8 protein-coding genes and 2 tRNA genes are annotated in these 14,652 nt (G+C 44.5%); 8 read left to right on the top strand and 2 right to left on the bottom strand.

Features of this window, described 5'->3' with window-relative positions:
- Positions 1-81: 81 nt before the first annotated feature.
- Both TY03_RS01280 and TY03_RS01285 read left to right on the top strand, forming a co-directional pair.
- On the top strand, positions 82-885 hold the full coding sequence (locus tag TY03_RS01280; RefSeq protein WP_042366620.1) for an inositol monophosphatase family protein: 804 nt from the start codon (positions 82-84) through the stop codon (positions 883-885).
- Entirely contained in the window at positions 878-1,570 is a 693-nt protein-coding gene (locus TY03_RS01285; RefSeq protein WP_042366621.1) for a ComF family protein, read from the top strand. Before TY03_RS01280 ends, TY03_RS01285 begins: the two co-directional genes overlap by 8 nt.
- Positions 1,571-1,610: 40 nt before the next feature.
- Here TY03_RS01285 and TY03_RS01290 read toward each other — a convergent pair.
- Both TY03_RS01290 and TY03_RS01295 read right to left on the bottom strand, forming a co-directional pair.
- Positions 1,611-1,684: transfer RNA gene (locus tag TY03_RS01290), tRNA-Asn, on the bottom strand.
- 30 nt (positions 1,685-1,714) lie between these two features.
- Positions 1,715-1,788: transfer RNA gene (locus TY03_RS01295), tRNA-Asn, on the bottom strand.
- Positions 1,789-1,865: 77 nt separating this feature from the next.
- On the opposite strand from TY03_RS01295, the gene TY03_RS01300 reads away from it, so the two are divergent.
- The 6 genes from TY03_RS01300 to TY03_RS01325 all read left to right on the top strand — a co-directional run bounded on the left by TY03_RS01300 (position 1,866) and on the right by TY03_RS01325 (position 14,644).
- On the top strand, positions 1,866-2,852 hold the full coding sequence (locus TY03_RS01300; RefSeq protein ID WP_042366622.1) for an adenosine kinase: 987 nt from the start codon (positions 1,866-1,868) through the stop codon (positions 2,850-2,852).
- 45 nt (positions 2,853-2,897) lie between these two features.
- Positions 2,898-4,568, top strand: coding sequence for a S41 family peptidase (locus TY03_RS01305; RefSeq protein WP_042367265.1), 1,671 nt, complete (start codon positions 2,898-2,900; stop codon positions 4,566-4,568).
- Positions 4,569-4,574: 6 nt separating this feature from the next.
- A complete protein-coding gene (locus tag TY03_RS01310; RefSeq protein ID WP_042366623.1) occupies positions 4,575-7,412 on the top strand; it encodes a hypothetical protein in 2,838 nt (945 codons plus the stop codon).
- 165 nt (positions 7,413-7,577) lie between these two features.
- Entirely contained in the window at positions 7,578-9,869 is a 2,292-nt protein-coding gene (gene bglX, locus TY03_RS01315) for a beta-glucosidase BglX (protein ID WP_042367267.1), read from the top strand.
- Positions 9,870-10,126: 257 nt separating this feature from the next.
- Positions 10,127-13,123, top strand: coding sequence for a SusC/RagA family TonB-linked outer membrane protein (locus TY03_RS01320; protein ID WP_042366624.1), 2,997 nt, complete (start codon positions 10,127-10,129; stop codon positions 13,121-13,123).
- Positions 13,124-13,144: 21 nt separating this feature from the next.
- Positions 13,145-14,644 (top strand): RagB/SusD family nutrient uptake outer membrane protein, encoded by a 1,500-nt coding sequence (locus TY03_RS01325; RefSeq protein WP_042366626.1) that lies wholly within the window; start codon positions 13,145-13,147, stop codon positions 14,642-14,644.
- Positions 14,645-14,652: the final 8 nt, after the last annotated feature.

Here is a 14,652-nt window from a genome sequence, read left to right on the forward strand (position 1 = left end):
ATGATTAAATATTCATTATAATTGGTAGCGGCTCTTCTGTTTTTTAAGTATCTTCGCTTGCAAAATACTTAAAATGAAGCCATGATCGATTTAAAACAACTCACCGCCCGGGTATGTGAGATCGCTACCGAAGCAGGGTATTTCCTGAAAGAAGAACGAAAGAGCTTTCGTCGCGAACAGGTCATTGAGAAACAAGCTCACGACTATGTTTCATATGTCGATAAGGAGTCGGAACGACGCTTGGTGAGAGCCCTCTCGGCTTTACTACCCGAAGCCGGGTTTATTGCCGAAGAGGGATCGGCCGGTTACAATAATGAGCCTTATTGCTGGGTCATCGATCCGCTTGACGGAACGACTAACTACATTCACGATGAAGCGCCTTATTGTGTCAGCATTGCTTTACGCAACCACGATGAGCTGTTGCTAGGAGTTGTTTACGAGATTTGTCGGGACGAATGTTTCTACGCATGGAAAGGGGGAAAGGCTTTCCTGAATGGCGAAGAGATCCGTGTTTCGTCGGTGAGCGAACTGAAAGATGCCTTTCTGATAACCGAGTTGCCATACAATCATGTGCAATACAAAAGAATGGCCGAACATCTGATTCATGAGTTGTATGGGCAGGTGGGAGGTATCCGAATGAATGGTTCGGCGGCATCTGCACTTTGCTATGTTGCTGCTGGTCGGTTTGATGGTTGGTTGGAAGCCTTTATTGGTAAGTGGGATTATGCGGCCGGGGCATTGATTGTTCAGGAGGCCGGCGGTCGGGTGACGGATTTTGATGGGAGTGAACACTTCTTGGAAGGGCATCACATTATTGCCACCAATGGCTATCTGCATCCTATTTTGCAACGGCTTGTAGCCGAGGTGCCTCTGAAGAATGAATAACGGTTGGTTTAATTCCTTGCTTTCTCTTTTCTTTCCGCGCTGTTGCATCGTTTGTGGCAATGCAATGGTGAAAGGTGAGGAATGTCTGTGTGTGCGTTGTAACATAGAGCTTCCCCGAACCAACTTGCATCAATACAAAGACAACGTGGTCGAACGCATGTTTTGGGGTAAAATACCTATAGAACGGGCTACCTCTTATTTCTACTATCGCAAAGGAAGTGACTTTAGGCAGATTTTATACCATTTAAAGTATTGGGGTGGGAAAAGTGTAGGAGAGGTTATGGGGAGGTATATGGCTGCCGAATTGTATCCCTCGGGTTTTTTCGACGGAGTGGATGTGATGGTGCCCGTACCGCTACACGAGAAGAAACAGCACTCGCGCGGATATAATCAGAGTGAGTATCTTGCATTGGGTATTTCGGTTGTTACCGGTATACCGATAGATACAGAAGCTGTGCTGCGAATTATAAATACCGATACGCAGACTCGAAAATCTGTTTATGAACGATCTTTAAATGTAGATCAGATATTTATACTCCGATATCCGGAGCGTTTTGAAGGGAAGCACATCTTGATTATTGATGATGTGTTAACTACCGGAGCCACGACTGCTGCATGCGGTTCTGCATTTGCGCAGGTGATGGACATACGCATCAGTGTATTGACACTTGCTTTGGCCGATTAGTACAATAAAATAAGGTTTGTCGGTAAGACAAACCTTATTGCTCTTCCTCTTGGACTTGAACCAAGGACCCTCTGATTAACAGTCAGATGCTCTAACCAACTGAGCTAAGGAAGAATATTGCAATTGAGATTTTTTACGCTTTCGCTCTTCCTCTTGGACTTGAACCAAGGACCCTCTGATTAACAGTCAGATGCTCTAACCGACTGAGCTAAGGAAGAATGTTTTTCTCAATTGCGATGCAAAAGTAATAGGATATTTTGAAATATGCAATATCTTTGCAAAAAAAATATCATTAATGGATAAAATAATTGGATTGGGCAACGCCCTTGTAGACGTACTTGCTACGTTGAAAGACGATACGATCCTACACGAAATGGGGTTGCCTAAAGGGAGCATGCAACTCATTGATAGTGCTAAACTACAGCAGATTAACGAACATTTTGACCAGATGGAAACGCATCTGGCAACGGGTGGATCGGCTGGAAATACCATCCTTGGACTCTCTTGTTTAGGGGCTGGAACCGGTTTTATCGGAAAAGTGGGAAAAGATAGTTATGGACGCTTTTTTCATGAGAACTTGCAAAAAAACGGGATCGAAGACAATTTATTACTCTCCGATTTACCTTCGGGTGTAGCTTCTACTTTCATCTCTAAGGATGGCGAACGTACTTTTGGAACTTTCCTTGGAGCCGCTGCTACACTTAAAGCCGAAGACTTACTGCCGGATATGTTTAAAGATTATACGTATCTCTTCATCGAAGGTTATTTGGTTCAGGATCACGAGCTGATTCTTCGGGCTATAACACTAGCCAAAGAGGCCGGTTTGCAAATATGCTTGGATATGGCGAGCTATAATACGGTGGCCGATGACCTTGAGTTTTTCTCTATACTGGTAAACAAGTATGTAGATATTGTGTTTGCTAATGAAGAAGAAGCAAAAGCTTTTACGGGCGAAGAGCCACAAGTGGCCCTGGATATTATTGGTAAACAGTGTAGTGTTGCCATTGTGAAGGTAGGATCGAAAGGCTCGTATATTCGCAAAGGAACCGAAAAAATTGAAGTGAAAGCGATTCCTGTGGAGAAAGTATTGGATACAACAGGAGCAGGCGATTATTTTGCAGCGGGTTTTCTCTATGGCTTGACATGTGGATACTCACTGGAGAAATGTGCTAAAATAGGTTCTATTCTCTCGGGAAATGTTATTCAAGTGATTGGAACCACCATGCCTGCCGAACGTTGGGATGAAATTAAGTTAAATATAAGTGAGATTCTAGCTGAATAAGGGGAGTTTAAATTACTTTTACGTCTCAATATAATGAAAGATAGTATGAAGAAGTTTCTGAATAAACGGAATGTTGTTATCCTAAGTGCTTTATTGACTGTTATTGCTTTTTTTAGTTTTAAAAACAGCGATGACCGTAATTTTCAGTTAGCCAAAAACCTCGATGTATTCAATGCGATAGTCAAGGAGTTGGATCTGTTTTATGTGGATACGATCAATCCGAATAAAACGGTACGCGAAGGGATTGATAATATGCTTTATTCGCTCGATCCCTATACGGTATATTACCCCGAAGATGACCAGGATGAACTAGAACAGATGGTGAAAGGTACCTATGGAGGTATTGGTTCATTGATCCGCTACAACCCCAAGACCAAATATACGGTAATAGCCGAACCATTCGAAGGGATGCCTGCTGCCGAAGTAGGCTTGAAGGCAGGTGATACCTTACTCGAAATAGATGGCAAAGATCTTAAAGGAAACGAAGATGTAAGTTCTCTGTTGAAAGGGGCTCTTGGCACAAGCTTTAAGCTCAAAGTTGAACGTCCCGGCGAAAAGAAACCGCTTGAATTTACCATTGTGCGCAAATCGATTCAAATGGCTACTGTACCCTATTATGGTATGGTAGATAAAGGGGTCGGTTATATCAACCTGAACAGCTTTTCGGGCAATCCGTCGAAAGAGTTTAAGAAAGCTTTCCTCGATTTGAAAAAGCAGGGCATTACTTCATTGGTTATCGACCTGCGTAACAATGGCGGTGGGTTGTTGGAAGAAGCAGTCGAAATTGTGAATATGTTCGTGCCCAGAGGCAAGACCATCGTTACGACCAAGGGTAAGATAAAGCAAGCCAGCAGTACTTATAAAACATTGCGGGAGCCGCTTGATCTGGAAATCCCCATCACTGTACTGGTAAATAGCGGTACGGCCTCTTCTTCCGAGATCTTGGCCGGATCACTTCAAGACCTGGATCGCGCAGTGATAGTCGGTAACCGGACTTTTGGAAAAGGATTGGTGCAAACAACTCGTCCGTTGCCCTATGGGGGGACCTTGAAAATAACGACTTCAAAATATTACATACCCAGCGGACGCTGTGTACAAGCCATTGATTATAAAAACCAAAATGAAGATGGCAGTGTAGGTCGTATCCCCGATAGTTTAACAACCGTGTTTCATACGGCTATCGGTCGTGAGGTACGTGATGGAGGAGGTGTAGCTCCCGATATTACAGTGAAGCAGGAAAAACTGCCGAACATTCTATTTTATCTGGTACGCGACAATCTCATATTCGATTACGCAACGGATTACTGTTTAAAGCATCCGACTATTGTTGCACCTGATAAATTTACAGTAACCGATGCCGACTATGCTGCATTTAAAGCCATGGTGAAGAAAGCCGATTTCAAATACGACCAGCAGAGCGAGAAGGTATTGAAAGCCTTGAAAGAAGCTGCCGAATTTGAAGGGTATATGCCTGAAGCATCCGACGAGTTTAAAGCCTTGGAGAAGAAACTGACGCATAACCTGGATCGAGATCTTGACTATTTCTCGAAAGATATTAAAAACATGATAGCAACCGAGATTATTAAACGTTATTATTATCAACGGGGTGCCATTATTCAGCAATTAAAAGACGATAATGATTTGAAAGAAGCGATTAAAATTCTTCATGAATCGCCCAAATACAAAGAGATGCTGAGTGCACCGGCCAAGGCTTAGTAATAGATGAGAAAACTTGTAGTATTATATCTATTTGTTCTGTTCTCGTATCTTCCTTGCAATGGGAACCCAATTCCTTTTTCTCCCATTGTAAAGAACTTCTCTGCTATGGATTATCATGCAGGAAGCCAAAATTGGGCCATCACTCAAGATGAACGAGGAGTGATGTATTTCGGTAACAATACCGGATTGCTAGAATATGATGGTAGCCGTTGGACTTTGTACCCTATACAAGCAGGTGCTGTGGTTCGTGCGGTGTATGCGTCGCCCGACGGACGGATTTATGTCGGTTCTTTTGAGGAGTTCGGCTATTTTGAACGCAACAAAGAGAATCGGTTGGTTTTTCATGCGCTGAAGCAACAAGTGAAAAACTTCGATTTTCATAACGATGAGATATGGACGATTGTAGAGAGTGATGGAAAAATAATCTTTCAGTCGTTCGGCTCTTTCTTTATCTATAACGGAGAAACAACCACAGGCTATCGCTCCAAAGAGTTGCCTCTGAATCTCTTTCAGATGGGTAACCAATTGTATTCCCAGCAAATCAATGGTGGCCTTTTGGCGTTTACCGGCAAGGGGTTTCGTCCCTTCCTTTCCAGAGAACAACTGGGAGGTGGCGAGGTGACTGCCTTAGTGCCTTATCCCGGTGGTATGTTGTTGCTCACACGCAATCATGGCGGATTTATTTACGACGGCTCTAAAGTGACTCCGTGGCAAACTCTTTATGACAGCGAATTGAAACACCATTCGATCAATCGGGGCATGATGACCAAAGACTCTTGCTACGTCATTGGAACGCTTTCCAATGGGGTATATGCTTTCAATCGGAAAGGAGAATTACTTTGGAAAGTCAATGCCGACAATCAATTGGAGAACAACACGGTGCTTGGGTTATATTGCGATTTGAATAATAACGTATGGGTAGCACTGGACTATGGTGTGGCTTATATTCGCAGTAACTCCTTGGTTTACTATTTTGAACCCGTGCATCGTAAGATGGGAATGGTTTACGATGTTCTTGTGCGCAAAGACGATGCTTATATTGCCTCCAATCAAGGACTTTACCGATTGGAAGACGGACAATTAAGTATTCTTCCGGGACTTGAAGAGCAGGCTTGGACAGTTGGTCAATGGGGCGATCAGGTGATTTGTGGGCATAACCGCGGAACGTTTCAGATTTCGGGCATGCAATCTCAGTTGATGTCTGATATTAAAGGAGCCATGTGTTTGAAAGAGTTGCAGATAGAAAATCACTCACTGCTTCTGCAGGGAACCTACACTTATTTGAACGTATATAAGAACAAACCCGGAGTTGGGTGGTTTTTCTCCAACTCGATCGATAACTTTAGCCACATGGCTAAAAACATAGAGATGGATCATCGGGGGAATATTTGGGTGGAACATATGCGCAAGGGTTTATACAAAGTCCGTTTGGACCCACAGCTAAAGGAGGTGATCGATCTGCAAAAATACACATCGTTGAATCATCGAAGCGATACCCCGTGCTATCTGTTTAAAATAAATGGGCGCATTGTATTTTCGGATGGAGAGAAATTCTATACGTATGACGACATAGCTGATTCGATTATTCCTTATGAGTTGATGAATGATCAGCTCGGCCCATTGAGAGGTATACATACGGTGAACTATATGAGCGATGACCAGTATTGGTTTCTTAGCGACCGTGAGGCTTATCTGGTGCACTGCACGCTAACGAATTTTGAGATTCGAACCCGCCTTTCCTTTGCCACATTCAATAATCTGCCCATCGAAGGGCGTGCCCGAATGGTATATGACAAGCGGCGTAACTGTTCTTACCTTTGCCTGAATAATTCGCTTGCCCGGATAAAGAACGATACAACCGAACGTTACCGGAGCCCGGCGACAACTTCATTATGGGTTTCTCAGCTTTATGCGGCAGATCCGCTGAGTGGTGAGGTGAAGAACTACCCCATTATACCCAATAACCGGATAGAGGCAAATTATAATGATATTACCATTGCTCTGACGTATCCGGTTTACAATGGAAACACTTATGCCGTTCGTTACAGGTTGGAGGGGTTAAGTAATAAGTGGATCGAGGGGCTGCCAACGATGAAGAAGGAATATGCCGGACTTTCCTTTGGGGACTACCGCTTCAAGGCCGAGGTCTATAATGAGCATGGCGTATTGTCATCGGTCGAACTTCCGTTCTCTGTGTTACGGCCGTGGTATTTGTCTTATGTGGCTATTATTTCTTATGTAGTGGTGCTATTGGTATCTTTGTTTATTCTCCTTTACCTGGTTTATGCCTATACAAAAAGAAAAAAGGATAAGGTGATCGAACGGCAACGTGCCAATCATCAGGCCGAAATAGACCGACAAGAGAAAAAGATCATCGAATTGGAAAAAGAACAACTGGAAGTAGAGCTACGCTTTAAAAGCAAAGAGGTTTCCGGAGTGGTGATGACTAATATAGCACATCAGGAGTTTTTGGCCAGTTTGAAGGAGGAGATACAGCAGCAGAAGTTGCAGGGACAATACAGCCGCAAGAACCTTGATAAGCTACTGGCTATGCTGAATCAGAATCTGGTTTCGAATGAAGAGAGCTGGGCTATGTTTCAAACGAACTTCGACCGCATACATGAAAACTTCTTCCGGAATCTGAAAGAACAGTTCCCGGAGCTGACACCGGGAGACTTGCGACTCTGTGCGCTTTTACGGTTGAATCTACCAACCAAAGAAATAGCGAAATTGATGAACATCTCCATTCGCGGTGTAGATGCTGCACGTTATCGGCTACGCAAGAAACTAAACCTTTCGCAAGAGAGCAGTTTGACCGATTTTATGATATCCTTTAAGTAGTTTAATCAAAGTGGTTTATATGTATAAGAAGTACTAATGTAGTACTTCTTTTTTTATGTTCTTATCTGTGTGGTATTCTTGCTGTATAGGTAAATGATAGGCTTTTCGAAGCTTTTGTGTTTATTTGCGGAGAGAAACGGATATACACTTATAAATATACAAACCATGAAACATTTAGTACGTAAGTTAAAAACGATGGCTGTCTTGTTGGTCGTTGTTGTTATCAGTGCTCATGCACAAAAAACTCCGCAGGATATGGATCGCTTTATCGATGCTTTGATGAAGAAGATGACGCTGGAGGAGAAAATAGGCCAATTGAATTTGCCCGTTACCGGAGATATCACCACCGGACAAGCGAAAAGTAGCGATGTAGCCAAACGCATTAGCCAAGGCGAAGTAGGCGGACTCTTTAACCTGAAGGGTGTTGCGAAAATCCGCGATGTGCAAAAGCAAGCAGTGGAGAATAGCCGTTTGGGTATTCCATTGCTTTTTGGAATGGATGTTATTCACGGATATGAAACGGTGTTCCCTATTCCATTAGGATTATCGTGTACATGGGATATGAAAGCCATTGAGCAGTCGGCTCGTATTGCCGCCATCGAAGCTTCGGCCGATGGTATTAGCTGGACGTTCAGCCCGATGGTAGATGTTTCGCGTGATGCCCGTTGGGGACGTATCTCGGAGGGTAGTGGCGAAGATCCTTTTTTAGGAGCTGCAATTGCCCGTGCTATGGTGAAGGGTTATCAAGGAAAAAACATGAGCGGGAAAGATGAAATCATGGCTTGTGTGAAACACTTCGCTTTATATGGTGCTCCCGAAGCCGGACGTGATTACAATACGGTCGATATGAGCCGCAATCGTATGTTTAATGAATATATGTTACCCTATCAGGCTGCCGTTGAGGCCGGAGCCGGTAGTGCCATGGCAGCTTTTAATGAGGTCGATGGTGTGCCTGCTACCGGCAATAAGTGGTTGATGACCGATGTGCTACGCACTCAATGGGGCTTTGATGGCTTTGTCGTAACCGATTATACCGGTATTTCCGAGATGGTCGATCATGGTATGGGCGATTTACAAGCTGTTGCAGCTTTAGCATTGAATGCAGGTATTGATATGGATATGGTGAGCGATGCGTTTGTAAGCACCTTAAAGAAATCGGTCGAAGAGGGTAAAGTTTCCGTTGCCTCTATCGATAAAGCTTGTCGACGCATGCTTGAAGCAAAATACAAACTGGGTCTTTTTGAAAACCCATATAAGTATTGCGATGTGAAGCGTCCTGCTAAAGATATCTTTACTCCCGAGCACCGTGCCATAGCGCGTAAAACCGCTTCTGAGAGCTTTGTGTTGATGAAAAACGACAATCAAACATTGCCGCTACAGAAAAAAGGAACGATTGCAGTGATAGGTCCGTTGGGCAATACGCGCTCGAATATGCCCGGTACCTGGAGTGTGGCCGCAGTACTTGATAATGCTCCTTCACTTGTTGAAGGGTTGAAGGAAGTAACCAAGGGCAAGGCCAATGTGGTATATGCGAAAGGAAGTAACCTCATGAGCGATGCTGCTTACGAGGAGCGTGCTACGATGTTTGGTCGTTCGCTCCACCGCGATAACCGCACGGATAAAGAGATGCTCGAAGAGGCATTGCGTATATCAGCCGATGCTGATGTGATCGTAGCAGCCCTTGGCGAATCGTCGGAGATGAGTGGAGAGAGTAGCTGTCGTACCGATCTGACTATGCCCGATGTGCAACGTACACTACTCGAAGAGCTTCTGAAAACCGGAAAGCCTGTTGTATTGGTACTCTTTACCGGCCGTCCGCTTGTATTGACCTGGGAGAAGGAAAACGTTCCTGCCATCCTGAATGTATGGTTTGGGGGTAGTGAAGCTGCTTTGGCCATTGGCGATGTACTCTTTGGGGATGTAAATCCGAGTGGTAAACTAACAACTACCTTCCCGCAGAATGTAGGCCAGGTGCCCTTGTTCTATGCACATAAAAATACAGGTCGCCCGTTGAACAAAGGATGGTTTGAGAAGTTTCGTACCAACTATCTTGATGTGAGTAACGAACCGCTTTATCCTTTTGGTTACGGACTGAGCTACACCTCTTTCACATACAGTGATATTTCCTTAGATCGCTCCAGCATGGCTGTCAATGGCGAACTAACGGCTACGGTTACGCTGACCAATACAGGCAACAGAGATGGAGCCGAAGTGGTACAACTCTATATTCGTGACCTGGTAGCCAGTATTACCCGCCCTGTCAAAGAGCTGAAAGGCTTTGAAAAGGTCTTTCTGAAAGCAGGAGAGTCGCGCAAGGTCTCTTTCAAAATAACTCCCGAGCTATTGAAGTTTTACAATTACGACTTGCAGTTCGTTTGTGAGCCGGGTGAGTTTGATCTGATGATCGGTGGTAACAGTCAGGAGGTTAAAACCACTCGTTTTGTGCTGACCGACTAACTGAAAGAACAATTTATTCCTTGTTATGCATACCACCCTTCCGGTCTTTTGTACCGGGAGGGTGGTATGTTGTTTGATAGACTTTTCTTTAAAACTCTTTTGCTTTTTTTAGCTGTTGATTATAAGCGTGTTAATGTGCGTTGTGGTATTAAAACAGTACCCGCTTTTTTCTCGTGGTAGTCATGTAGTACTTCTTTTTTTGACTTACATCAATTTATCCTCTAAGTTTGCTGCAGAATTTTAAATCAATACCCACGATGAGAAAAAATCTTTTATTCGTATTTAGTATGTTATTGCTTTCTGCTCTTTCTTTTGCGCAGAATAGCATCACGGTTTCGGGTATCGTAACCGAGAAGAAAACCGGTGAGTCAATTATCGGTGCTACTGTTCAGGTAAAAGGACAGACATTGGGAACTATTACAGGTCTCGATGGTGATTATAAGCTTGTTGGAGTTCCTTCTCAGGCTACTCTGATTGTTAGCTATATTGGAATGAAACCTCAGGAGATAAAGCTGAACGGTTCGTCAATAATCAATGTGTCGTTGGAAGAGGACAATTTGATGATCGACGAGGTAGTTGTTGTTGGCTATGGCGTACAGCGAAAGTCCGACTTGACTGGTGCCGTAGGCTCTATTAAGAGCGACGACCTGAAAAAGGTCTCTACCTCCAATGTAGCCAATGCGCTGCAAGGACGGGTGTCGGGTGTCTTTATCTCGGCCAATGGTGCTCCGGGAAGTTCGCCCGAAGTGCGTATCCGTGGTATCGGTACTACCAACAACAGCAATCCTCTTTATGTAGTCGATGGTATGTTTATGGAAGATATTACATTCCTGAACACACACGACATTGAGTCAATGGAAGTACTGAAAGACGCTTCTGCCACTGCTATGTATGGTTCGCGTGGTGCTAACGGTGTGATTATCGTTACTACGAAACAAGGAGCCGAAGGAAAAGCAGTTGTCAATGTATTGGCCAATGAAGGTTTCCAGTTTCAGAACAGCAACTTCGAGATGGCTTCTGCATCGGAATACGCTACTTTGCTTAATGAAGCTTTGAAAAACACAGGCGGTACTCCCAAATTCGATGATCCGGCTTCGCTGGGTAGAGGAACGAATTGGTTTGATGAGATTTTTCGCGTAGCATCTGTCCGTGAATATCAGGTTAGTGTGAGCGGTGGATCTGAGAAAGTACGCTATAACCTCAGTGCAGGTTACTATAAGCAAGATGGTATCATCAAGGGCAACAGCTACGATCGTTTTACGATTCGTGCCAATAATTCATATAAGTTGAACAAGCGTTTGACTTTTGGTCACAACCTATCTGCTTCGTTCAGCCACAAGCTAAACGAAAATAAATCGGTCGTAAAATCGGCTTATACCATTAGTCCGGTGAAGAAACCTTATAACGAAGACGGTAGCTTTATGGACTCTGAGAGTGCTTCGTCCGCCAACCCCGTTGCTTCACTGCACTATACCAATAATGACGATTGGAAAGACCGGATAGTCGGTAGTGCTTTTCTAAACTGGGAAGTGCTGAAAGGGCTAAACTTTAAAACCAGCCTCGGTATCGATTATCTGAACGGGCAGTATCGTAACTTCACTCCCGAATACTATGTGTCGGAGACGCAGAAGAATACATCGAACAGCTTGACTAAGCGATGGAGCCGTGATTTTACCTGGTTATGGGAGAATCTGTTGACTTATGATTGGCAGATCAATGCCAACAGCCGGTTAAATCTGTTGGGAGGTATCACCGCTCAGAAACGTAAGTACGAACAGTTGGAAGGATTCGGTCGTGACTTCTTTTCGAACAATGATAATTACTGGTACTTGGATCAGGCATCGGTTGACTCTAAGTCTGTTGGAAACAATGGTTACCACGAGGCTATGATGTCTTACCTGTTCCGTGCAAACTACGCATTGATGGATCGCTACCTGTTGACGGCTTCGATGCGTGCCGATGGCTCGTCTAAGTTCGGCCCGAATAACCGTTGGGGTTATTTCCCCTCTGCCGCAATTGGCTGGAGAGTATCGGAAGAGGCTTTTGTGAAAGAGAATGCCACTTGGTTGAGTAATCTGAAACTGCGCGGTAGCTGGGGACAGATTGGTAATGATAAAATCGGAAACGATAAATACAATCCTCTTGCTAACATCAATCCTTCGTACGATGCTATTTTTGGTGGTATTTATTTCCCCGGCGGAACAGTCACTTCGTTGTCTAACAAGAGTATTCACTGGGAGCGTTCGGAGCAGATGGACTTAGGTTTCGATCTGGGTTTATTAAATAACCGATTGGCGGTAGAGTTTGATTACTACCAAAGAGATACCAAAGACATGTTGGTTACGGTAGATGTTCCCGGATCGGTCGGTCTTACTCCTGTCGAAACAAATGTAGGAGCCGTACGTAACTCCGGTATCGATTTTACGGTGAAATGGGCGGATACGTATAAAGACTTCAATTACTCCGTTCGTCTCACAGGAACGACTATCAAGAATGAGGTGATCGATTTGGGAGGCAAACGAATAGCCAGTGGCGATATCGGTGCAGGCAAGTCGGTACAGATGACCGAAGAAGGAATGCCGATCAAGTACTTCTATGGTTACAAGGTAATTGGCATCTTCCAGTCGGATGAGCAGATTAAAGCGTATAACGATAAAGCAGCAGCACTGAGCGGCAAACCCAGCCAAAAATACCAAAACAATGTAGCCCCCGGCGACCTTATTTATGAAGATGTAGACGGTAGCGGTTATATTACAGCCGAAGACCGCAAAGATTTAGGAAGTCCTACCCCTAAATTTATTGGTGGACTCGGTCTTACAGCCTCGTGGAGAGGTTTTGATTTGGCTGTTGATTTCCAAGGCAACTTCGGTAATAAGATATTTAACGCCAAGCAAGTAGAACGCTTCTCGGGAGCAGACAACTGGGATCGCTCCTTCCTTGATCGCTGGACACCCGAGAATACGGGCGCTTCTATACCTCGTATGACACTTGAAGGAAACAACTACCTGGCTTCCGATCGGTATATAGAAAGTGGCTCGTACGTAAAACTGCAAACCGTTGAGTTGGGCTATACATTCCCCAAATTGCTGATGCAGAAAATCCATGTACAGAATCTGAGGTTGTATGTATCGGGCAATAACCTGGCATACTTTACTGGTTATAACGGTTTTACTCCCGAAGTGTTGGGCGGGCTCGATCGCGAGATCTATCCGGTTACAGCTACCTGTCGTTTCGGTCTTAACCTCACATTCTAATCATTTTAATACGGTAATAACATGAAAAAGATAGCTTCAATTTTAGTGGCCTCGGCCCTTACATTCTCCTCTTGTTCGGACTTCCTGAATGTAGAATCTCAGGGAAAACTAACCGAAGATGTTTTCTTCGGAGAAGAGCAAGGTGCGTTGATGAGTATCAATGCTATATATAGTAAATTGCGTACATGGGATCTCATCGGCTTCTCCTGGTTTGGGATCATGGAACTTCCGAGTGATAATTCCGATACCGGTAGCGAATTGGCCGATGGTAGTGTACCTCGGTTGAATACAATTAATAATTTTACATACGATGCTTCCACCGCCGAACTAAACGGTTGGTGGGAGGGAAACTACAAAGCCATCGCTTCCTGTAATGTAGCGTTGGATAACCTCGGTGCAGTGAAGAATGAAGCGCTTCGGGTGAAGTGTGTGGCACAAGCCCGCTTTTTCCGTGGTTTCTTCTACTTCAACCTGGTTCGTGCTTTTGGCGGTGTTCCTTTAATTACGCAAGTACAACAACCGGGCGAGTATGACCAACCCCGCGCAGCAGAGGCACTTGTTTATGATCAGATTGTAAGCGACCTTACATTTGCAGCCGAGAACTTGCCTACCCGTCAGGAGTGGGGAACGAAAGAGCTGGGTCGTGTAACCAAAGGTACAGCCGAAGGATTATTGGCAAAGGTGTATCTTTTCCGTCAGGATTATGCTAATGCGAAAAGATATGCCGGTCAGGTGATTGATCGTAAAGAATATGCACTCCATAATGATTATCGCGACTTGTTCAGTCCCGATTCATACTATTCGAATGAAGTGATGCTGGCCGATCAGTACCTTTGGGGTGAGTCTCAGGACAGAAACAAGGAGTCTGAGTATCTCAAATGGCAGGGTATCCGTGGTGCAGGTATGGGCTGGGGTATGTTCTCTCCTTCCGAAGCACTGGATAAGGCGTATGAGGCAGGCGATCCCCGCCGTACGGCAACGATCTTCTACGATGGCGACGTGCTCGAAGGAAAAGGACAAATCAACTTTAAGAAAGAGATTCCGCCACGTGCCAATAAAAAAACCATTTGGCCTACTAGCTTCTGGAATTCCAATTCGTTCGGTAAGCACAATTGCCACCTGTACTTTTTGCGTTATGCCGATGTGTTACTTATCTATGCCGAAGCATCTAATGAAATAGACACCGATAAAACGGCTGCCCTTGCCAAACTCGAAGAGGTGAGAGCCCGCGCACGTCGCTCGGTTCATCCTGCCGATATGGTAGTTGATTTGCCGGCAATCACAGAAACCGATACAGACAAACTGCGTGAGCTTATCTGGCATGAGCGTCGTGTGGAACTGGCTTTGGAAGGACACCGCTTTTACGACCTGATTCGCGCCGATAAAGTAGTGCCGGGCTATGCAGCGAAGATGCTGAAAGCACATGGTAAAGACAATTTCACGATGGCTCAGCACGCCACCTTCTTTATTCCTCAAAAGCAGATCGACATCTCTCAAGGAGTATTGACACAAAATAAGTAATTCAATAG

The sequence above is a fragment of the Bacteroides neonati genome (assembly GCF_000499785.1).
In the GTDB taxonomy this organism is placed as follows: domain Bacteria; phylum Bacteroidota; class Bacteroidia; order Bacteroidales; family Bacteroidaceae; genus Bacteroides; species Bacteroides neonati.